Annotated in this window: 20 protein-coding genes and 1 pseudogene; 10 read left to right on the top strand and 11 right to left on the bottom strand. The window is 43.8% G+C overall.

The window, feature by feature from the left end:
* Positions 1 to 53: 53 nt before the first annotated feature.
* Positions 54 to 959 carry a 1-aminocyclopropane-1-carboxylate deaminase/D-cysteine desulfhydrase gene (locus tag BLW16_RS03125; RefSeq protein ID WP_245735107.1) on the bottom strand — a complete coding sequence of 302 codons (906 nt, stop codon included), beginning with the start codon at positions 957 to 959 and terminating at the stop codon, positions 54 to 56.
* Positions 960 to 1,120: 161 nt separating this feature from the next.
* Here BLW16_RS03125 and BLW16_RS03120 point away from each other — a divergent pair, with 161 nt between their 5' ends.
* Entirely contained in the window at positions 1,121 to 2,149 is a 1,029-nt protein-coding gene (locus tag BLW16_RS03120; RefSeq protein ID WP_090555194.1) for an RluA family pseudouridine synthase, read from the top strand.
* Positions 2,150 to 2,155: 6 nt separating this feature from the next.
* Positions 2,156 to 2,995, top strand: coding sequence for an aminotransferase class IV (locus tag BLW16_RS03115; RefSeq protein ID WP_090555053.1), 840 nt, complete (start codon positions 2,156 to 2,158; stop codon positions 2,993 to 2,995).
* 12 nt (positions 2,996 to 3,007) lie between these two features.
* Here the strand turns inward: BLW16_RS03115 and fmt are convergent, their stop codons facing one another.
* Positions 3,008 to 3,916 (bottom strand): methionyl-tRNA formyltransferase, encoded by a 909-nt coding sequence (gene fmt, locus BLW16_RS03110; RefSeq protein WP_090555051.1) that lies wholly within the window; start codon positions 3,914 to 3,916, stop codon positions 3,008 to 3,010.
* A gap of 59 nt (positions 3,917 to 3,975) precedes the next feature.
* Here fmt and BLW16_RS03105 point away from each other — a divergent pair, with 59 nt between their 5' ends.
* Positions 3,976 to 5,028 (top strand): DNA topoisomerase IB, encoded by a 1,053-nt coding sequence (locus BLW16_RS03105; protein ID WP_090555049.1) that lies wholly within the window; start codon positions 3,976 to 3,978, stop codon positions 5,026 to 5,028.
* Positions 5,029 to 5,078: 50 nt separating this feature from the next.
* On the opposite strand, the gene BLW16_RS03100 is transcribed toward BLW16_RS03105, so the two are convergent.
* The 4 genes and pseudogenes from BLW16_RS03100 to BLW16_RS03085 all read right to left on the bottom strand — a co-directional run bounded on the left by BLW16_RS03100 (position 5,079) and on the right by BLW16_RS03085 (position 7,243).
* Positions 5,079 to 5,465, bottom strand: coding sequence for a hypothetical protein (locus tag BLW16_RS03100; protein ID WP_090555046.1), 387 nt, complete (start codon positions 5,463 to 5,465; stop codon positions 5,079 to 5,081).
* 30 nt (positions 5,466 to 5,495) lie between these two features.
* A pseudogene (locus BLW16_RS23975) lies at positions 5,496 to 5,609 on the bottom strand (type II toxin-antitoxin system HicA family toxin); the annotation flags it as partial.
* A 134-nt stretch (positions 5,610 to 5,743) separates the two neighbouring features.
* Entirely contained in the window at positions 5,744 to 5,959 is a 216-nt protein-coding gene (locus BLW16_RS03090; RefSeq protein WP_090555044.1) for a hypothetical protein, read from the bottom strand.
* A gap of 15 nt (positions 5,960 to 5,974) precedes the next feature.
* Positions 5,975 to 7,243, bottom strand: coding sequence for an exo-beta-N-acetylmuramidase NamZ family protein (locus BLW16_RS03085; RefSeq protein ID WP_090555042.1), 1,269 nt, complete (start codon positions 7,241 to 7,243; stop codon positions 5,975 to 5,977).
* A gap of 80 nt (positions 7,244 to 7,323) precedes the next feature.
* On the opposite strand from BLW16_RS03085, the gene BLW16_RS03080 reads away from it, so the two are divergent.
* From BLW16_RS03080 to BLW16_RS03065, 3 genes are all read left to right on the top strand, one after another.
* A complete protein-coding gene (locus BLW16_RS03080; protein ID WP_090555040.1) occupies positions 7,324 to 8,544 on the top strand; it encodes an ABC transporter permease in 1,221 nt (406 codons plus the stop codon).
* Between the two features lie 381 nt (positions 8,545 to 8,925).
* Positions 8,926 to 10,230 (top strand): DEAD/DEAH box helicase, encoded by a 1,305-nt coding sequence (locus BLW16_RS03075; protein ID WP_175470469.1) that lies wholly within the window; start codon positions 8,926 to 8,928, stop codon positions 10,228 to 10,230.
* Positions 10,231 to 10,625: 395 nt separating this feature from the next.
* Complete coding sequence (locus tag BLW16_RS03065; RefSeq protein ID WP_139298247.1) at positions 10,626 to 11,216, top strand: styrene monooxygenase/indole monooxygenase family protein; 591 nt, start codon at positions 10,626 to 10,628, stop codon at positions 11,214 to 11,216.
* 103 nt (positions 11,217 to 11,319) lie between these two features.
* Here the strand turns inward: BLW16_RS03065 and mazG are convergent, their stop codons facing one another.
* The 4 genes from mazG to mnmD all read right to left on the bottom strand — a co-directional run bounded on the left by mazG (position 11,320) and on the right by mnmD (position 15,094).
* Positions 11,320 to 12,129, bottom strand: coding sequence for a nucleoside triphosphate pyrophosphohydrolase (mazG, locus tag BLW16_RS03060; RefSeq protein WP_090555034.1), 810 nt, complete (start codon positions 12,127 to 12,129; stop codon positions 11,320 to 11,322).
* Positions 12,130 to 12,165: 36 nt separating this feature from the next.
* Positions 12,166 to 13,281 carry an AI-2E family transporter gene (locus BLW16_RS03055; protein WP_317039932.1) on the bottom strand — a complete coding sequence of 372 codons (1,116 nt, stop codon included), beginning with the start codon at positions 13,279 to 13,281 and terminating at the stop codon, positions 12,166 to 12,168.
* Positions 13,282 to 13,378: 97 nt separating this feature from the next.
* Positions 13,379 to 14,332, bottom strand: a complete 954-nt coding sequence (locus tag BLW16_RS03050; RefSeq protein ID WP_090555032.1) for an aldo/keto reductase — start codon at positions 14,330 to 14,332, stop codon at positions 13,379 to 13,381.
* A gap of 90 nt (positions 14,333 to 14,422) precedes the next feature.
* A complete protein-coding gene (gene mnmD, locus BLW16_RS03045; RefSeq protein WP_090555031.1) occupies positions 14,423 to 15,094 on the bottom strand; it encodes a tRNA (5-methylaminomethyl-2-thiouridine)(34)-methyltransferase MnmC2 in 672 nt (223 codons plus the stop codon).
* Between the two features lie 44 nt (positions 15,095 to 15,138).
* On the opposite strand from mnmD, the gene BLW16_RS03040 reads away from it, so the two are divergent.
* Positions 15,139 to 15,483 (top strand): MmcQ/YjbR family DNA-binding protein, encoded by a 345-nt coding sequence (locus tag BLW16_RS03040; protein WP_090555029.1) that lies wholly within the window; start codon positions 15,139 to 15,141, stop codon positions 15,481 to 15,483.
* 114 nt (positions 15,484 to 15,597) lie between these two features.
* Entirely contained in the window at positions 15,598 to 16,302 is a 705-nt protein-coding gene (locus tag BLW16_RS03035) for an OmpW/AlkL family protein (RefSeq protein ID WP_090555027.1), read from the top strand.
* 71 nt (positions 16,303 to 16,373) lie between these two features.
* On the opposite strand, the gene BLW16_RS03030 is transcribed toward BLW16_RS03035, so the two are convergent.
* Entirely contained in the window at positions 16,374 to 18,413 is a 2,040-nt protein-coding gene (locus BLW16_RS03030) for a M13 family metallopeptidase (protein ID WP_090555191.1), read from the bottom strand.
* Between the two features lie 401 nt (positions 18,414 to 18,814).
* On the opposite strand from BLW16_RS03030, the gene BLW16_RS03025 reads away from it, so the two are divergent.
* Together BLW16_RS03025 and BLW16_RS03020 are read left to right on the top strand one after the other, a co-directional pair.
* Positions 18,815 to 19,360 (top strand): GNAT family N-acetyltransferase, encoded by a 546-nt coding sequence (locus tag BLW16_RS03025; protein WP_090555025.1) that lies wholly within the window; start codon positions 18,815 to 18,817, stop codon positions 19,358 to 19,360.
* 57 nt (positions 19,361 to 19,417) lie between these two features.
* Positions 19,418 to 22,093, top strand: a complete 2,676-nt coding sequence (locus BLW16_RS03020) for a valine--tRNA ligase (protein ID WP_090555024.1) — start codon at positions 19,418 to 19,420, stop codon at positions 22,091 to 22,093.
* Positions 22,094 to 22,203 lie beyond the last annotated feature (110 nt).

Genomic DNA, 22,203 nt, shown 5'->3' with positions numbered 1-22,203 from the left:
ACTTAAACTGTGATATGGGCGAAAGTTTTGGCGCGTTCACGATGGCAGTGTGATCATAAAGCAAATTTTTCTTTCATCCCCATAATACCCAGCAGACCTCCGGTATGAATGGCAGCGATTTTTTCACCAGCTGAGAAGTGATTTTTTTCTGCAAGGTCATCAATCGCAAAGAACATCTTCGCCGTATACACGGGGTCAATGAGAATTCCATGCCGTGCAATAAACTGCCTTATGAACTGCAGTAATTCAGGCCGTGTTTTTGCATAACCTCCAAAATGATAGTCTGTATGTAAGACGAGCTGATCCGTAAGGGGAACATATCTGCCGATCTCTTTCCTGATGAAATCTCCTCCCTTTAAGACAGGTATCACATGAAGTTTTGTTTTTAACCCGCTTTCCCGGATACCTTTTAGCAAACCTGCTGCAGTGGTCCCTGTACCGGCAGCACAAAAGAGATGGTCTATGTCAGCAGGTAATTCTGTAATGATCTCTGCACAGCCCTTCACCGCTTCTGCAGAAGCGCCCCCTTCATCAATGAAATAAGCAGACGGATGGCCGCCGAAATGTTTTTCATAACATGCAGGCTTATCCCTGTAGGCCTCTCGGTCTGTAAAAATCAGCTCCATTCCATACAGCTGGCAGAGTACCAGCATTTCATTCATCACCTTTTCTCCCCTCACAAAAGCAGTGGCTTTGCGCCCTGATCTGGCAGCTGCTGCGGCTGTGGCCACGAGGTGGTTGGAATAGGCACCTCCGAAGGTGACCAGGTGTTCTTTTCCCTTCGCAGCAGCATCCTGGAGGATATATTTGAGCTTACGCCATTTGTTCCCTGAAATGTAAGGATCTATCAGGTCCTCTCTTTTTATCCATAAACAGGTTAAGTGAGGGTGTTGTAGCTGTTGAAAGGGACTGTTCAGGTCTGCAAACATTGCGCAAATATAAAGCGTTTTGTGATTCATTTTGTTAATAGCTAAACCATTAAGTTTTCGGCCTTATTTCTTTTGAGAAATGTAATTGTTAAAGGTTAGTTTTGTAAACTGGGATGACTAGGTTCGGCAGCATTAAAAAATGCAGGCTGTATGCTATGAATTCCTGTCAGGATCAAATCATAAAATTAAGAATGGAAAATACGAATAGCGGGCTGGAACTTGAAGAGCAGGACTTATACGAACATTTTAATATTGTCGTAGACAATGGACAGTCTCCGCTGCGGATTGATAAGTTTCTAATGCAGCGTATGCAAAATGCGTCAAGGAACCGTATTCAGAATGCGATTGATGCAGGGAATGTACTCGTGAATAAAGCTACTGTGAAGGCGAGTTACAAGGTAAAACCTGCTGATGAGATCTCCATTGTATTTCCTCATCCCCCCAGGGATACCGAGGTTTACCCTGAAGATATTCCATTGGATATTGTTTATGAAGACAATGATCTGCTGATCGTGAATAAACCCGCAGGTATGGTTGTACATCCGGGATTCAACAATTATACAGGAACACTCGTTAATGCACTGGCGTTTCACTTCGACCAGCTGCCGCAACTTCCCGGAAATGAAGGCAGGCCAGGCCTGGTTCACCGGATTGACAAAGACACTTCAGGCCTGCTGATCATCAGCAAAAACGAAATTACGATGACTAAACTGGCGAAGCAGTTCTTCGACCACAGTATTACCCGTAAATATATTGCACTTGCCTGGGGCGATATTCAGGAAAATGGCACAGTTTCTGGGTATATCGGCAGAAGCGCAAAAAACAGGATCGTGATGGACGTTTATGATGATGAGGAAAAAGGCAAGTGGTCGGTTACACATTATACAGTTTTAGAACGTTTAAATTATGTGACTTTAATCAGTTGTCAGCTGGAAACCGGGCGTACACATCAGATAAGGGCACACATGCAGCATATTGGCCACCCATTATTTAATGATGCCAATTATGGCGGAGATAAAATACTGAAGGGAACAACCTTTAACAAGTACAAGCAATATGTGGCTAACTGTTTTGAATTGTTACCACGCCAGGCGCTGCATGCACAAACTTTAGGCTTCATACATCCCACAACAAAGGAGTATATGGAGTTTGAAGCGCCACTGCCACCGGATTTTGATGCTGTGTTGAACAAATGGAGAAACTATATTGTACAGGCATAACAATTAATGCAACACGAATATATATTATATAATGACGAGTTCGTTGCCGTAGATGAGAAGATACTTACGGTGAAAAACCGTGCTTTCAGATATGGGGACGGCCTTTTTGAATCCATGCGGATGTCTGGCGGCAAGTTGAAATTTGCAGAACTGCATGCCGGCCGTCTGCAGGCCGGCATGAATGCGCTGAAGATGGATGGCGGGATTTTGTTTGATAACTATTTTCTGAAACAGAAAACCGCCGAGTTATGTAAGAAAAATAAGCTCAAAGATAATGTAAGGTTCCGTCTTTCTGTTTATCGTGATGCAGACGGGCTGTACACACCGGACAACAATAAATCCGGCTATGTGCTGGAAGCGTCTGCCATGCAGGAAACTGGTTATGAATTGAATAAAAAGGGACTGATCATCAACGTCTATGATGAGATCACCAAACCGGTGAATAAACTGTCGAATTATAAAACAAGTAATTCCCTGCTGTTCGTTATGGCTGGCCTTTATAAAAAGCAGCACCGGCTTGACGAGGCCTTTATCCTGAACCAGAATGGCTTTCTGTGCGAGAGCATCAGTTCAAATGTATTTGTGGTGTACGATAAGCAGATCTATACCCCGGCACTGTCTGAGGGCTGTATTGCCGGAGTGATGCGTAATGTGGTCATGCAGACGGCGAAAGCCAACGGCATTTCAATCATAGAGGCCCAGATCAATCCCGAGGTCTTAAAAGAAGCCGAGGAAGTTTTTATCAGCAATGCTACCTCAGGTATCCGCTGGGTAATGGGATATGGCAAGAAGCGTTATTTCAACGAAGTGACAAAATCGTTAAGCTCGCTGCTCAATACGTTATAGCTGCCAGGTAGGTTATAAACGCATCCCCCTCAGAAATTCATCCACCATCATTCTCTTCTTTCCTTCATATTGTACATCCAGTACACTGATAAAGCCATCTAGAGCAGCAAACTTCAGGAAGGTCTTTCCGTCGGTTAGGTATGTGCCGGGAGCAGTATCAGGTATTGTTTCCTCATATTGCGTTTTAAAGAGCTTAATGGTTTTACCGTTCAGCGCTGTAAACGCAGTTGGGTATGGACTAAGACCGCGGATCAGGTTATAAATGGTTTTTACCGGCTGGTTCCATTCCACCTTACAAAATTCTTTATATATTTTAGGGGCGTGTTTCAGCTCATCTGATGACAGCTGAGGCTGTTCTTTGTAATTGTCTTCAGCAATAGCTTTCACTGTTTTAACCAGCAGACCGGCTCCTGCTGCCATGAGATGATCATGCAGATCGCCTGCAGAATCGTCTTCGGCAATGGCCACTTTTTCCGAGAAGATTACATCACCCGTATCAATTTCGTGTTTCAGGAAAAAGGTAGTGACTCCACTTTCCGTTTCTCCGTTGATAATAGCGTGGTTGATCGGCGCTGCACCACGATAATTTGGTAACAGGGAAGCATGCAGGTTGATTGTTCCTTTCGCAGGCATATCCCAGACGATTTCAGGAAGCATCCTGAAAGCCACCACTACCTGCAGATCCGCTTTTAAGGAACGGAGTTCTTCAACAAATTCAGAATCTTTTAGTTTCAGAGGCTGTAATACCCTCAGTCCTTTTTCTACCGCATACTTTTTTACAGCACTTTCCTGCAGTTTCTGACCTCTGCCTGCCGGTTTATCTGCTGCGGTAACTACACCAACAATATCGTAACCTGCTTCAAACAAAGCATTTAAAGAAGCTACTGCGAAATCGGGGGTGCCCATGAAAACTATCTTCATTTTTGTGTGTTTATTGAACAAAATAACTAAAAATTTAACGCATATTTTGCTCAATTTATATGGTACAGACCCCGGAGGAGATTAAAGAAAGTGGTTTAGTGTATGTTACCGACAGTATGCCTGGCATTTACAGAAAAGGAAAACCCGGTAATTTTTATTACGAGGACAAAAATGGTGATAGAATTACTGATGAGGCACAACGGGATAGAGTAAAAGGACTGGTATTACCACCGGCATGGACGGAGGTTTGGATCGCTGCGAAAAAGAACGCTTACCTACAGGCCACGGGCCTTGATGCTGCCGGCCGCAAACAATACCGCTACCATCCAAAATGGACCTCCCGGAGATCGGATCATAAGTATTTCAGGTTGCTGGAATTCGGAAAAGCACTTCCCATCGCAAGAAAAAGAATAGCTAAAGACCTGAAACGAAAGGATTACGATGAACAGAAGGTACTGGCAATTTGTGTTCAGGTAATGCAGAAAACACTGATCCGTGTGGGCAACGAATCTTATGCGCAACTTTATGACAGTTATGGGCTTTCCACCCTGAGAACCAAGCATGCCAAAGTTGATGGTAATACCTTAAAGCTGAAATTCATCGGTAAAAAAGGAGTGAAGCAGGAGGTAGCCCTCAATGATAAAAACCTGGCGAAGATGGTCAAGCGCTGTATGGAGATCCCTGGACAGGACCTATTTCAGTATTATACCGAGGAAGGTGAACATAAGGGTGTTGATTCAGGAAAGATCAATAACTATATCAGAGAGATCACCGGGAGTGATTTTACGGCTAAAGACTTCCGCACCTGGGGCGGAACTTTAGAGGCACTAAGGCAATTTGCTGTCTGCTCAGGCAATGTAGAAGAGGACCATTCTAAAAAGAAGATCATCGTGCAGGTGCTGGACTGTGTAGCCGGCAAACTGGGAAATACCCGGGCAGTGTGTAAAAGTTCTTACGTATATCCGCTGTTACTGGACGCTTTTGAAAATGATGACCTGGTCAAATACCTGAAGCAGATTCATAGGGAGGCCCCTCATACACAGCAGGCGATAGAAAATGATGAAAAGGTGTTGATGAAATTCCTGAGAGCGGGGCAGAAAGCGAAAAAGTAACAGAGACTGTGATTGTAGAAGGTTAACCATCCAATCACAGTCCATGATAACTACTTAGCATGAATCAGCACTTTACTCATGTCATGCCCTAACTGATGTATGGTCTCTTCAATTTTCTTTGCTTGTTTGGCCGAAGGATATTTGACCTGGCTGGCATACTGACGTAAGAGGCCGGCATTAATTCCTGCACGTTTCGCAACCTTTCCTATATTCAAGAAATTGAACTCCTGAAAGAGAGAAAATATATCATAATAATATTCAAATTCAATGCGGTCAGGATCAAGTTCCTCAAAATCGAAGAGGAGAACTTTCAGTTTTTCTGATAGTGAATGTACATCTTGTGCATTTTCAATGATAAGATTGTTATTATAAGTTACCCGCCCTGTCAGATCATTCTCGCCCCGTTCAATGATCAGTTCTAATTTTAGTTTTTCCATTTGATTTAAATATTACATCAAACAGGCGGGCTATTTAAGCCCTGCCTGTTTTAAAATTGAATTCAGGGTACCTTTTGGTATATCCCCCAAATGTGCCGGCAAGGTAACTTTGCCAGGCTTTGAAGGATGCTGAAGCCGCAGATGACTACCCCCGTTGGGTTTTTAATTCCCAACCATCTTCTTTAAGCAGCTTGAGTACCGCTTTGTACTTCATACAACAAAGGTAGCAAATTTGCTACCTTTTGTAAAATAATATTTAAAATTTCAATGGGATTGTCTTAATCTTTAGTCGGCGCTTTTTTGATAGGATCTACCGGCTGCTCTTCGCGTTCGCGTTGTTTTGCGGGATTCTTAAAATCAGGGTTATCTTCTGTATAATCTTTATCCTCTGGTTTTTTTACAGCTTTCTCTCCCTCGTCAACCTTCCCTTTCGGAGTTGGTTCCTGGAAATTGCTGCTCGGTTTTTCGTTTTTCTTTTTAGGTTCGTTATTCATGTTCGTAGATTTTAGTTAAGGATACAGCAGGTATTTCCTGCGTATCTCCTTGTAATGGCTCAATCCTGGTTCCCAGCTTGCCCTGATCTCTTTTTCAGATTTACCTGCGATGATCTGCTGTTTTAAGGTATACACACCGGAAAGCTTATCAATATTACCCATTTGCTTACTCAGCTTTGTGTCGAAAAAGTCGGCTTTGTCAGGATAAGCTTTATACAACTCGATCAGCCATTTAATGTTTAACGTTTTATCTTTTCTAATGTTTGAAATATCATAATTTCTCAGGTCCAGCCCATAACATTCCTGATCCTGATGAAGTGGTGTTTCAGCCATTCCTTTGATGCTTTTTGGTGTAAAGGAGAAATCATACTTCCCTTTCAATTTCGGGGCACCTAAAACGGTAAACGGAAATTGTGTACCGCGTCCCTGACTCAGATAGGTTCCTTCGAACAGGCATAATGTAGGGTATAGCAAAATAGATTGCTGTGTGTTCAGATTCGGAGAGGGTTTAACCGGCAGCTCATAAGCCATATCATGCGTATAGTTTGCCACTGTAATGATAGTAATCTTACATTGGGCTTTATTGTTCAGCCAGCCTTCACCGTTTAACATCTGCGCATATTCTCCAACGGTAAGCCCGTGAACGATAGGGATGGGCTTCAGGCCAACTCCTGAAACCAGTTTGGGATCAAGTATGGGTCCATCGATATAAAAACCATTCGGATTAGGGCGGTCAAGGATCAGCAGTTCTTTGTTGTTCTCAGCACAGCCCTGCATCACATGCTGCAGTGTATTGATATAGGTATAAAAGCGAACGCCGACATCCTGGATATCAAAAACCATGATATCTATATCAGAAAGGTCTTCCGCGCCAGGTGTAGTATGTTTGCCATATAATGATATGGCTTTAATCCCCGTCTTTTCGTCGATGGCGTCGTTTACCGTTATGCCGGCACTCGCATCGCCTCTGAAACCATGCTCCGGGCCAAAGATTTTGACGATGTTTACGCCTACTTTAATCAGGCTGTCCACTGCTGTCATTTTTCCGATCACAGATGTAGGGTTTACCACCATGCCTACGCGTTTTCCGCGGAGCAAAGGAAGATATTTCTCTGTTTGTGCAGCGCCGGTGAGTATTTCTTCAGCAGGTTTTTTAAGGCTGTCAGCTTTAACTGAAGAATTTGACTGCGCCGCAGCGTCTGCTGGTTTCGGACTGGCACCACAGGCTTGTACAGCGAGCATACAAAGACCCAGGGGATAGATGAGTTTGGAAAATAGTTTCATTCAGTACCTTTTTTAATTAATTATGGTTGAATTCAAAATCAAATAACCACTTTTGCTAAGTTACAGTTTATTGAAAAAATTTGAACACAGAATATTTTATAGCCAGGCGCATCGCCATTAAATCTGAACGTACTTTCTCTAAGCTGATCGTCCGTATCGCTATCTCGGGAGTAATGCTCAGTCTGGCCGTTATGATGCTGTCCGTTGCTATTATTAAGGGTTTTAAAACAGAGATTCAGGAAAAGGTGAGAGGGTATGTGGGGGATGTGAGGATCTTCAAACTGGATCTGAACAATTCCTTTGAACTTACGCCTTTTGTGCCTTCGTCAAAAACGATCTCCGATCTTAAAAACAACAAAAATATAGTATATTTCCAGTCATATGCCACAAAACCGGCAATTATCTCTGCAAATGAGGAAGTGGAAGGGATTAATTTCAAGGGGATAGACCGCAATTTTAACTGGGCATACATCACGAAACACCTGGTAACCGGTAGGACCATAGATTTTACAGATAGCGTTAAGGCAACTAAAGAAATCATGATCTCTGCTTTTACGGCCAACCGGCTTAAGCTGAAAACAGGAGACACTTTTATCATGTATTTTGTACAGAACCCGCCGCGGAAAAGGCCATTCAAGATTGTGGGTATCTACGATATCGGTGTAGAGGAAATTGACAAGGGCTTTGTTCTGGGAGACATCAACATCATCAGGCGTTTAAATAATTGGGAGCCCGACCAGATCGGGGGAATAGAAATCAGGCTGAAAAACTTCTCTCAGCTGCAACCGGTATCTGACGAGATCTATGCCAACCTGGAAATCAAACTGAAATCTGAATCCGTACAGGAATACTTTCCCAATATCTTTACCTGGCTGTCACTGTTGGACATAAATACAAAGGTATTACTCATCCTTATGATGATCGTGGGTGTGATCAATATGATCACGGCCCTGCTAATCATGATACTGGAGCGGACCAATATGATCGGGATGTTAAAGGCTTTTGGAATGACAGACTACAGCGTAATGAAGGTCTTTCTGTACAATGCGGTTTACCTTGTTGGAATCGGCTTGCTGCTGGGCAATGTACTGGGCTTAGGCCTGGGCTTTATACAGCAGTTTACTCATGTCTTTAAGCTCAACCAGTCATCCTATTATTTGTCTTATGTGCCAATTGAATTCCATTTGACAGATGTACTGCTGCTGAACCTTGCTACACTGGTGATCTGCCTGGTTGTACTCATTGTACCCTCTATGCTGGTCAGCAGGGTCTCTCCGCTGAAAGCAATCAGGTTTAAATAGATTTTTCTTCCGGAATTAAAGACTGACTATACATGCGTTTATCTTTTTCTGTAGTAAATCCGATGCAGGTCTGAGGTAACTCCGGGTTTAGGCCTGAATCTCGAAGTTACCTCAGACCTGCATCGGGTTTACCCTGGACTTACATACTTCCGTAAAGCCGGAATGATCTTAAAATGCGTCTGTTATACAAAAAAAGCTGCTTCCGGATAATGATCATTCGGTTTGGCGGATGCCTGCCGTTGGCACGGTTTGTTAGCGGCAGATAGAAAACAGCATTTGAGAGGTGCCGGATAACGTTCATTTTCATCAATTCCGGGGATTATACCAGATATTAGGCTTATTTGCGTAAATTTGCATCAATATCATTTTAACTGTAAAACTGTGTCGTTAGATAAATTAAAACTGAGTAAGTCCCTGGTAACAGCAATGACTGATGCCGGCTACTTAACCCCAAAAGAAATTCAGGCCAAAACTATGTCGAGAATTCTGGGAGGACAAGATGTGCTTGCTGTAGGCCCTGAAGGATCAGGAAAAACAACAACTTATATTCTTGGCGTTTTAATGCGTTTAAAATACACTAAGGATGATGCACCAAAAGTGCTGATCCTGGTGGCCGACAAAGACCGTGCAATTGCCGTGATCGATCAGTTTGTGTCACTCAGCAAAAACAGGGACCTCAATATTGTTGGGCTTTACGGTACCGGTGGAGTAGAGGCCGAAGTAAATGAGCTCGTTTTGGGTATCGATATCGTGGTAGCTACACCTACCCGCGCCAGGGCCATCTATCTGAAGCTGGGTTTAAACCTGAGTAAACTGCAAACCTTTATCGTAGATGATGCAGAACTGATCATCAAACAGGGAATGCAGCTGCCGGTTTGTGAGTTGGCCAGAAGTGCTGGCAAATGCCAGCACCTTGTTTTTACGGAGGTAATCCACGAGAAACTGACCAAAATGACGGATCAGTTCCTGAACTTCCCAACGGTTATCGAAGTAGAAGATTTTGGTGATACCAGTGTAGAAACAGTCACACAGGTGCTGTATCATGTGCCGAACTATAAAACCAAGATCAACTTGCTGCATACGCTGCTGCGTGACGAGGAGGTGTTTGAAAAGGTTGTTGTGTTTGTAAATTCACGGTTAACTGCGCAAAAGCTAACCAAAAGTATTGCCAGTGCTAAGGAGATGGAGTTCTCCATGTTAAAGCCGCTGCATTTTGATGAGGAGGGTTTTGACGATTTTGAAGACTTTAAACAGAACCCTGAAGCAAGGGTATTGGTAGTTGCAAATGAGGGCGAAGGGCCTTTGGACTTAAACGGAATCCCTTTCATTTTCCACTTCGAAGTTCCTGAAGAAAAAGAAACTTTCTTAAGCCGCATCATTAAAAATAGGAACAGTCCTGAAGAGGTTGTGGCAATCACTTTCGCTACCGATATGGAACTTATCCAGGTGAAAAAGATCGAACAGTCTATCGGCCAGAAAATGGAGCTTTCAGAACTTCCTGAAGAGATCCTGATTGAAAAGAATACCAAACCTAAGGGCTTGGATAAGAACAGGATCGTGAAAACAAAGGCTGATGAACCCGCAGGTGGAGGAGCTTATCATGATAAGAAAGAAAGCAACACGAAAAATTATAATTATGGCATCGGCCAGAAGGCTAAAATGACCATGAAGAAAAAGCATTCCTAAGGCTTAGGAAACAGCTATCTTAACAAAAGGCTGTATCATTGACGAAATGATGCAGCCTTTTTTACACAAGACCGTCTCAAATATTCATAATTATTAATGTATTCTATTTTAATTATTTTTACAATCTGTTTTTATTAATGATAAAGCAATAAATCTCCTTGTTTGACGCTTACCAAACATATATTACTAGAGAAACATTGAGAAAAATAGCAATTATCGGCACAGGTCTGGCAGCCCTATACCTGGCAAACAAACTTCTTAAAAGTCAATATGATGTTACCCTTATTTCAGATAAGACTCCTGAGGAAATACTAAATGGTCCTCCAACCGGAGCCACTTATTATTTAACGATGCAATAGAACTGGAACGGCAGCTGGGGCTTGACCTATGGACTGATGCTGCATTTTATTCTACCGGAGAAAAACAAAACTACAGCCATAACCCTTGATAACATCATGGGAGCCGGCGAAATCATCACCGCACCCTTTTATCACAAAGATGGTGTTCAGTGTGCCTTCTTCCTGATTGAAATTGTTCCGGGCAGTATTATTGATGTTTTTGATGAAGCAACATCAGGAGCAGAAATTCTTCAGAAAGGTAAGGAGATCATTAAAAATCTTGTACCCTGGAGGTTTGACGTTTTTGAAAATGCAGAACTTGCTGATAACAATTTCCTGAGGGGTTCACTTACTGCTGTTGTGCGTAAACCCGTCTTACAGCTGGGAGCATCAGCTATTCTGGAAATGGGTGATACTGTGATTCTCAATGATCCTATCGTGGGCCAGGGCGGCAACAATGCGATAAAAATGGCAGATGCCTATGCCAGGTCTATCCTGGAACATGGTACAGCTGCTTTCGATGCACACTGGATGGATAAGACCTTTGAAGCTTTCTGGGACTATTCGAAGTATGTAAACCACTTTAGTGATATATTCCTACTGCCGCCAGCTCCTCATGTTGCTGAAATCCTGGGGGAAGCCTCATAAAACGGAGCAATCGCATCTGACATCGCCAATGGATTTAACTATCCTCCGGGACTGTTCCCATGGCTGGAAGATCAGGGAAAGCCAGCAAATATCTCTTGTCCGGTTATTTCATCGTCTTTGCTTCGTTCCAGTAAATATCCATCTCTGCTAAGGTCATATCCTGAAGCGCTTTTCCGCTTTCCAGGGCTTTGCTCTCGATATACTGGAAACGCTTTATGAATTTCTTATTGGTTTTCTCCAGCGCATTCTCGGGGTTGATTCCGATAAACCGTGCGTAGTTCACCAGGGAGAAGATGAGGTCGCCAAATTCGCTTTCGGCTTTGTCGATATCTATCGCCTCATTTTCTACTACATTGTATTCTTTTTTAAATTCTTCCAGTTCCTCTTCCACTTTTTCCCAAACCTGTGCTTTATTATCCCAGTCAAAACCGATCCCACGTGCCTTTTCCTGGATCCTGCCGGCTTTAACCAATGCGGGTAAGGAGGCCGGAACTCCACCCAATACAGACTTGTTTCCCTCCTTCAGCTTGATCTGCTCCCAGTTACGTTTTACATCGTTTTCATCCTGCACTTCCACATCGCCATAAATATGCGGATGGCGGTTGATGAGCTTATCGCAAACGCTGTTGAGAACATCCACAATTGTAAAATCATTAGTTTCGGAAGCAATCCTTGCATAAAAGACCAGGTGCATCATTACGTCTCCAAGTTCTTTTTTTACTTCCTGCAGGTCGCCATCCAGTATCGCATCAGAAAGCTCATAGGTTTCTTCTATCGTCAGGTGGCGCAATGTTTCCATTGTTTGTTTCTTGTCCCATGGACACTCTGTTCTCAGTGAGTCTAATATGATTAACAATCTCAAAAACGCTGATGATGGATCGGTGGCTGTTACAGGAGGAATAGTGTTGGGCATAACTGATATGAATTGGAAAGCAAAAGTACAATTTTTCTATTCTGGTTCTTCCAGTTTGATTTTTTTGGTGATACGGTAAACTTTTCTCTTTTTCGAAGGATTTATTTTTTCGCCCAGCAGAATACCCCATGGCTTTAATTCATCTATCCTGTCAAATATAATCTTTAACATTGCCAGATAGGGGATGCAGAGAAACATACCTGAGATGCCCCAGATCATTTCCCCTACTACTATACCTATAAAGGCGAACAGGGCGTTGATCTTTACCTTTGAACCTACTACCAGGGGCATCAGGATATTGCCATCCAGTGCGTGTACAGCTACAAAAGCAATGATCACCAGCACAACTTTCGCTCCTCCTGCCGTGGCAAAGGTGATGAGCACGCTGATCAGTAAGGCCGAAAAGATCCCGACGTAGGGTACCAGGTTAAAGATCCCGGTGATGAGCCCCAGCAGAACGGCATATTTTACACCCAGGATGGTAAGCACGATCATCATCAGTCCCGTAACGATCAACATCTGTAGAAATAAGCCCAGGATATAACGTTTGATGATGTACTGAATTTGCCCCACAATATCACTTACTTTCTGTTCGTGTTCTTCTTTGAATACAGCTCTTAGAAAGGAATATAATATTCCGCGGTAGTTTAAAATAAAGAAGGTGAAGAGCAGTAAAAAGGCCAGAAACAGAAAAGTTGAAGACAATGTCATTAAAGTGACGCCCACCAGCGTAGCACTGGTGGCAATGGCATTTGCAGCACTATTTTTTAAATAATCGATCTGTTTATGCGCATTTACCTTAAAAGTTCTGGAGACCCAGTGCTGCAGTTCCTCAAAGGAATGCATGGCCTGTTGTTTTAACAAGGGCCAGTCCTGCCCGAGGTCACTCAGCTGGTTGGCAAGAAAGGTCATGATCATCGCAATCACGGCGATCATGATCACGACAGAAACAATTGATGCCAGGCTTCGTTTAAACCTGCACTTAAACTCGAGGAAATTACACAGGGGCAGTAATAAAAAGGCGAGTAAAAATGAGGACAGCAGCGGTGCAAGTATAGTCTGGCCTAAAATCGCAAGGTAACCCAGGCAGATGATGGCAAACAGGACCAACGCAAGTTTGGCGTAAAAGGGCAGGTAAATGGTTTTGATCAAAATGTTCGTATTAAGCGTATACCTTGCTGAAAGACAAATGCCCTGCCAGAATTAAGGGGCAGGGCATATCGTGCGAAATTTTATTGAAATACCTGTCTTATGACCAGGCGCTTGCTTCATCCAGAATGGAAATATCCTCAACGTCCAGCTTTAAGGCTGCTGCTCTGGTAAGCTCACTGAGCTGATTGAGGCTCGTAACACTGGCAATTGGTGCTATAACTGACGGTCTGGCAATTAACCAGGCCAGGGCTATACTGGCGGGTGTAGCATCGTATTGTTCAGAAACTTCATCCAGTGCCTTCAGGATCCTGAAGCCCCGTTCATCCATGTGTTTTTTCACTCCGCCGCCTCTCTTGCTTTTATCGAGATCAGCCTCGGAACGGTATTTTCCTGACAGGAAGCCGCTGGCAAGTGAATAATAACCGGTTACCCCCAGATGATGATCCAGGCAGATCTGCTCAAATTCTTTTTCAAAGGTCTCTCTTTTATACAAGTTATATTCGGGCTGAAAGCTCTGGTATTTCGGGAGGCTTAACCTTTTACTGGTTTCCAGGGATTCTTTCAGACGTTCTGTACTGAAGTTCGAAGCGCCAACCCAGCGTACCTTGCCAGCCCTGATCAACTGGTCATACGCTTCAAGGGTTTCTTCCACAGGGGTTTCCGGATCGTCATAGTGTGAGAGGTAAAGATCAACATAATCTGTCTGCAGGCGTTTTAACGATCCCTCAATAGAGGCTATGATATGCTCCTTCGACAAGTCTTTCTTTCCGCTGCCCATATCGCCGCCTACCTTGGTAGCCAGGATCACTTTACTGCGGTTATTTCTGGATTTCATCCATTTGCCTATGATCTTTTCAGATTCGCCGCCTTCATTTCCATCCGCCCATCTGGAATAGGTATCTGCGGTATCAACAAAATTGAAGTCCGCCTCAAAAAAACCATCCAGTATCTCAAAAGATTTTGCTTCGTCCAGCGTCCATCCAAAAACATTACCTCCAAAGGTTATCGGAGATACCAGTAAGTCGGTACTCCCTAATTTTCTTTTATCCATCTTATTGTCTTTGATGTATGAGGAACAATTTTCAGGATAACATGTTTGGGCTGTTCAGCGTGGATGATGTAATTAAAATGTAATGTATTGTCACGCGATCTTGGTTGCGCGCAGCATTTCCCTTTTTCCGGGGGCACCGGGAAGTTTTTCAATTTGCATACCAAAACTTTTAAGTGCACGTTTCAGTTTTCCGGTGATCGCATAGGTAACAAAGATCCCTCCGGGCTGCAGAAATGAGCAAACGTGGCCAATGATCTCATCAGACCACATTTCCGGCTGATGCTGTACCGAAAAGGCATCAAAATAAACCAGCTTGAACAGGGTAGGGGAGTTAAATTCCTGAAGGGTGGTATGTGCAATTGTCAGTTGCTGGTTTGCATTCAGCACTGCCTTCGCTGCCAATGCCTGTTCATAATTGCTGATAAAGGTATTCCAGATCTCAGCGGGTACATATTGGGCATAAAGGGTGGACAGGAGTTCTTCTTTAGTCAGGGGATAGGCCTCAATCCCTGTATAACTGACCGTCATCTGCTGCGCTTCCGCGTAGGCTGATGTCATCAGGAAGTTTAACCCCGTTCCAAAACCAACTTCCAGTATAGTGATCGCCTCGCCCGGAAAGCTTTGCCCGGCATGCCTGAGCCCTGCCTCTATAAATACATGTTTACTTTCCTGCAATGCACCATGTTTAGAGTGGTAATGCTCGCCAATGGTTTCATTGTACAGGGTGTTAGAGCCGTCTGCGGTGGGGGTGATGATATTCATTTCTGCAAATTTATCCTATTTACTTAAATTAGCTTAAATTATTAATGATGGATATAGAAATGTTTCGGGAATATTGCCTGAGCCTGCCAGGCACAACGGAAGAAGTTAAATGGGAAGATAACCTCTGCTTTATGATCGAGAGGAAGATTTTTGTGATGAGTTCCCTTACAGCAGGAAGCCTGGCTTTAAAATGTAACCCTGAAGAATTTGAGGAGCTTGTTGCCCGTGATGGCATTACACAGGCATGGCATCTGGCTAAAGGACAATGGATTGGACTGATGGGCCTGGAGGTGATGCCCGCCACAGAGCTGAAAAGAAGGATTTCGGAATCGAGGGCACTGGTACTCGCTAAGCTGCCTAAAAAGATCAGGGAAAAATATATGGAATAAGCATTATATCTCTTCTCTGAAATTTTTATGCGCAATATCACTTTCATTTGTGTTGCGATACATTATTTTAACCGCATTGTGACGATAGATTTGCTTCAAATAAATCACGTTATTATGAAAAGTTTATTCGTATTTGCTGCAATGATGATTGTTGGACTGGGTGTTTTTGGTCAGTCAACCGAGAGTAAATCATCCGAAACTCGTTACAATTGGAGAATCAGGCTTCGCGGTGTTGGGGTGATGCCCCAGGAAAGTGCCACGATTGGTGTGATAGGAGGAGATGCCAAAATCTCTAATTCATTTATTCCTGAACTGGACTTCACCTATTTTTTTACCGGCCACTGGGCTGCAGAGCTGATACTGGGTACTACCAGGCATAAGGTAAGTACCGTTGGGTCAGACCTCAGTGCCATTGGTGCGGGCAGTAATGCCAGTGTCGACCTGGGTAAAGTGTGGTTATTGCCGCCAACCCTTACGCTTCAATACCATTATCCTGTTGGGAAATTCAATCCATACCTGGGCGCAGGCATTAACTATACCATATTTTATAATGCAGATCAGGGGCCTGTAGTAAAAAATGTGGATTATAAAAACAAGTTTGCCTTTGCCGCACAGGCGGGTATAGATTACGATGTGAGCAAAAGATTCTTTATCAATATCGACCTGAAAAAGATCTTTTTATCTACTACGGCAACTGTCGATGCTGCTAATTTAACTCCTGCAGCAAGCCCTCAGCTTTCACCGGTGCTGGGAAATATCCAGGCAGATGTGAAGATCAACCCCTGGTTGCTTGGCGCAGGTATAGGGTATAAGTTTTAAGAAACTCTACTACAATAAAAAGGCTCCCTGCCGGTTTATTCCGGAGGGAGCCTTTTTATTGTAGTATCCATTTACCACATCCTGATCCTGTCCTCCGGTTTTTTATATAATTTATCCCCGGGTTTAACATCAAATGCTTTGTACCAGGCATCCATGTTTACCTGTGCCCCGATCGTTCTGAACTCTCCCGGCGAATGCGGATCTGTTTTGATCAGCTGTGCAGCACTTTGCGGAAGAATATTGCCCCTCCACACCTGCGCCCATGAAAGGAAGAAACGCTGGTCGGGAGTAAAGCCATCGATGGTCTCATTAGATTGGCCCTGTTTGGTCAGCTTAAACGCTGTGTAGGCAACGTTCATTCCGCCCAGATCTCCTATGTTTTCACCCATCGTCAGTTTACCGTTGACGTGGATAGAATCCAGTACGGTATAGTTGTCAAACTGCTCTCCCAGGGCTTTTGTCCTGGCTTCAAATTTGGTACGGTCTTCATTTGTCCACCAGTTCCGTAAGTTACCGTCTTTGTCGTACTGGCTTCCGCTGTCGTCAAATCCGTGCGACATCTCATGTCCGATCACCGCGCCGATACCGCCATAGTTAACGGCATCGTCTGCATCAGGAGCAAAGAAAGGGAATTGCAGTATTCCTGCCGGAAATACAATTTCATTCATTGTTGCGCTATAATACGCGTTCACCGTTGGAGGCGTCATGCCGAAACGCGTACGGTCTGCCGGTTTGCCCAGATGAGAGATCATGTCTTTATACTCCCATGCACCTACGTTTCTTAAGTTTTGAAAATAAGCATTGCGCGCAATGGTCAGCCCCTCATAGGTTTTCCATTTATCGGGGTAGCCGATCTTTGGTACAAAAGCATGCAGTTTAGCCAGGGCTTTCTCTTTGGTTGCATCGCTCATCCAGTCCAGCCCTTTGATACGGATCTCAAACGCCGCACGCATATTTTTGATCAGTTCGGTCATCCTTGCTTTGGCTTCCGGTTTGAAATATTTTGCTACATATAACTGCCCCAGCAGTTCGCCAATGGCATTATCGGTTAAAGAAGACATGCGCTGCCATCTCGGGGTCTCTATTTTTTGTCCTGTCTGGGTCTGGGTAAAGGCAAAATTGGCTTTTACAAAGGGAGAACTTAAGTTGCCTGCTGCGCCTTTAAGAACAGACCATTCCAGGTATATTTTCCAGTTGGCCACAGGGACGCTTTTCAGCATTCCGTCTAAGGCCACGAAGAATTTTGGTGCAGATACCAGCAGGGTGTCCTGTCCATGTACCTGCAGTTCAGATAAGGTTACTGCCCAGTTGATATTTGGTGTGGTGGCCGTAAATGCCGCAACAGTAAATTTATTATAGGTTTTATAAGGATCACGCATTTCCAGGCGCGGCATCTGTGCTTCAGCCAGTGATTTCTCCATCGCGAGCACCGTATTCGCTTTTTGTGCAGCTTCGCCTGCTGAACTGCCGGTCAGGGTAAACAGCGTAGTCATATAGGTGATGTAGGCTTCGCGGATCTTCAGTGAGCGGCTATCGTCCTTCAGGTAATAATCACGATCTGGCAGGGTGGTGCCTCCCTGGACCATTGAAGGAAGGTATTTGGTAACGTTTTTTCTGTCCTGCTCAACGCCGAAGCCAAACATCGGGGAGGCAATACCTGAAGTGCGCATGTAAGTGGCTTCATTCAGGATGCCCTGCAGGTCTTTAACCTTTTTAATTCTTGCAAGATCTGGTTTTATAGGGGTATAGCCCAGTTTTTCAATGGTCAGGCTGTCCATGGCAGCAGCATAAAAATCGCCTGTGCGTTTTTTTGCAGATCCTGCGGGGGCGGATTTGTCGACCGATGCCTCTTCTACAACACTCTTTACAGCATTGATATTAAAATCTCTCAGTTCGTTAAAACTTCCCCAGCGTGTTTCTTTTGCCGGAACCGGATTGTTCCTGATCCAGGTACCGCTGGCGTATTCATAAAAGTCATTTCCGGGTTTTACTGTCAGATCCATATTGGCCGGATCAATGAATTTTTTGGGTGCTTTCTGCGCGTAGGAGGAATAGCCTGCAGCCAGGATTCCCAGCGCCGCGAGGATGTTTTTCAGGTGTTTAGGTTTCATTATTTTCAGTTCATAAAAATATCTTAGCATGAACCTGGGCTGGTATGATGAAAAAATAATAAGAAACAGGTCTTCTAAAAAGATATCGTAAGGGCTGAAATTAATAAAATACCGATAATGAAAAGTTTTCTAATGAAAATATTACCGATTGAACCAATGATAGATTTTGGTTAAACCTAACTTCCTGATGATTAATCCCGGAAGGAGAAACACTTTGATCGATTTCATAGCTGGAACAAGTTATATAGCCTGATGACTATTCATACTATTAACATATTTTAACATTTATTATTGTGTTGATTTGAAAAATTATATTATGTACATCAAATTTTTGGTTTATTCGGGCATTTATGACCTGTTTCATATTTAGTATATTTGACCTTTAATCCCAACGAACACAAATGGCTGAGTTGAAATTTTTTACGGAACGCTTAAAATTGAGATTGGTGGAAATGGCAGACCTGGAGGCTATCCATCTGCTGCATCACCTGGCAGAAACAGATCAGTACAATACACTCGGAATTCCAAAGGATCTGGAAGAAACCTATGTTATTGTAGATGGCTGGATAAATGATCATCTGAAAAGGACGATAAAGAACTATACTTTCGCCGTAGAGCTGGAGAAAGGTGGTTTCATCGGCCTGATCTCCCTGAAGTTGTCCTCCTCTAAATTTAACAGTGCTGAAGTATGGTACAAGATCAATGTTGACCACTGGAATAAGGGCTATGCAACAGAAGCTATCCAGGCGGTGATCAGGTTTGGCTTCAGCCGCCTGACGCTGCACCGCATTGAAGCGGGCTGTGCAGTGGAAAATCTGGCATCTATCCGCGTGCTTGAAAAAGCCGGCATGACCCGGGAGGGCAGAAAACGGCAGATCCTGCCGCTGAAAACCGGGTGGATGGACAGTTTTGAATACGCTATTCTTGATGAAGAATGGAAAGCCTGAAGATTTTGCCTCAAAAACCTTATTTTTGTAATTCAACCCCGATATTTTTTTAAACTAATGAGCATTTCTACTAAATACGATCCTGCAGAAACCGAAGATAAGTGGTACAGCTATTGGCTGGAAAAGAACTTTTTTCATTCAGAACCTGATGAACGTGAGCCTTATACGATTGTAATTCCTCCGCCCAATGTGACCGGTGTGCTGCACATGGGCCATATGCTGAACAATACCATCCAGGATGTGATGATCCGCCGTGCGAGGATGCAGGGGAAAAATGCCTGCTGGGTAGCGGGTACAGACCATGCTTCGATCGCTACTGAGGCCAAGGTAGTGGCCATGTTAAAGGAGAGGGGAATCAGTAAAAAGGACCTGACCAGGGAAGAGTTTATGGCCTATGCCTGGGAGTGGAAAGAGAAATACGGGGGCATCATCCTTGACCAGCTTAAAAAGCTGGGAGCAAGCTGCGACTGGGAGCGCACACGTTTTACGATGGAAGACGACCTTTCCGAAGCGGTGATCGATTGTTTTGTTGATCTCTATAAAAAAGGAAAGATCTACCGCGGTATCCGTATGGTAAACTGGGATCCCGCGGGTAAAACTGCCGTTTCTGATGAGGAAGTAATCCGTAAGGAAGTGAACCAGAAACTTTATTATATCAAATATTCTATCGCACCCGCAAAAGCAGATGCTGCGGTAGAGTGTTTAACTATTGCCACTACACGTCCGGAAACGATCATGGCCGATGCTGCGATCTGTATCAATCCGAATGATGAACGGTATACACACCTGAAAGGGAAAACGGTTTTTGTACCGCTGATCAACCGCGAAATTCCGGTGATCGAGGATGAGTATGTGACGATGGATTTTGGTACGGGTTGCCTGAAGGTGACACCTGCACATGATTTGAATGACTATGAACTTGGAGTAAAACATCAACTCCCGGTGATTGATATACTGAATGAAGACGGTACGCTGAATGAACTGGCGGTGATCCTGGTGGGCGAAGACCGTTTCACAGCAAGGAAGAAAATTGCAGTGCTGCTGGACGAAGCCGGTCATCTGGATAAGGTAGAAGACTACAAATCCCAGGTAGGGTTTTCTGAACGTACCGACGCAGCGATTGAACCAAAACTTTCGATGCAATGGTTCTGTAAGATGGATGAAATGGCAAAACCTGCCCTTGCAGATGTGCTGAACGGTGAGGTGAAACTGATCCCTGAAAAGTTTGTGAATACTTACCGTCACTGGATGGAAAACGTAAGGGATTGGAATATCAGCCGGCAGTTATGGTGGGGGCAACGTATTCCCGCCTGGTATGACGATAAAAACAATTGGGTGGTAGCAAAAACAAAAGAGGAAGCACTGGATGAGTTTCTGAAAGTTAAAGATATCGATGGCAAATTCTCAGAAGAGGAAGCTCATGGGTTCAAACATCAGCTGGCTCCTTTTATCAGGCAGGATGATGATGTAATGGATACCTGGTTTTCATCATGGTTATGGCCCATCTCTGTATTTAATGGCTTCAAAGAGCCTGGTAATAAAGATATTAATTATTATTATCCTACAAATGACCTGGTGACTGCCCCTGAAATCCTTTTCTTCTGGGTGGCACGTATGATCATGGCAGGACATGAGTTTATGGGCAAAAAGCCATTTACAAATGTATACCTGACGGGGATCGTCCGTGATAAACTTGGCCGCAAGATGTCTAAATCACTGGGGAATTCCCCTGATCCGATTGGCTTGATTGAGAAATATGGAGCTGACGGAGTGAGGGTAGGCATGCTATTGTGCTCTCCTGCCGGAAATGACCTGATGTTCGATGAAAGTTACTGTGAACAGGGAAGGAACTTTGCCAATAAAATATGGAACGCTTTCCGTCTGATTAAAGGATGGGAAGTTGATGACAGCCTTCCTAATCCCAATGAGCAGGCAATCCTGTGGTTTGAAAACCGTTTCAATGAAGCCCTGGCAGAAATTGAAGAGAACTTTAAACAGTACCGCCTGTCGGAGGCCCTCATGATCACCTATAAGCTGGTTTGGGATGATTTCTGTGCCTGGTACCTGGAAATGGTGAAACCGGTATATCAGCATCCTGTAGATGCGGCTACGCTGAAAGCAACGATCGGCTTCTTTGAAAAGGTACTGAGCCTTTTACATCCTTTTATGCCTTTTATTACAGAAGAACTCTGGCATGATGAGCTATTTGGCGAAAAAGGAGAACTGGATTGTATTATCGTAGCGCCCTACCCGGTTGTGGGTGCCGCTGACGCTGCTTTACTGAAAGATGTGGAAGTGGTGAAAGGGATTGTAGCCGAGGTACGTAACATCAGGAATACGAAACAGATCTCTCCAAAAGAGGGACTGCCATTGAGCATAAAAGTAAATTCTGCTATAGCTTATGATAAATGGCTAACGATCATTTCTAAGCTGGCGAATGTCACCGAAGTTGATTTTGTGACTGATAAAGTAGCTGGCGTTTCCGGGTTTATGGTTGGGAACGATGAGTTTTTTGTTCAACTAAATGAGACGCTGGATGTTGAGGCTGAACGCGAACGTTTAAATGCGGAGTTGGTTTATTTGCAGGGATTTTTGAAGTCTGTGGATGCGAAGTTGAGTAATGAACGTTTTGTACAGAATGCCAAGCCGGAGATTATTCAGAATGAACGGAATAAAAAGGCAGATGCGGATGCGAAGATAAAGATTATAGAAGATTCTTTGGCTTCGCTGTAAAAGGAAAGGTACTTCAATGCTGCCCTTCAGCAGCATTGAAGTACCTTTCCTTTTACAGGGTTTATCCAATGTATGGCGCTTTACCAGTCAGGATTTATATAAATTCTCTT

Source organism: Pedobacter hartonius, from assembly GCF_900107535.1.
In the GTDB taxonomy this organism is placed as follows: domain Bacteria; phylum Bacteroidota; class Bacteroidia; order Sphingobacteriales; family Sphingobacteriaceae; genus Pedobacter; species Pedobacter hartonius.
The sequence above is the reverse complement of the archived record's forward strand: the minus strand, read 5'-3'. Positions and strand labels throughout refer to the sequence as shown.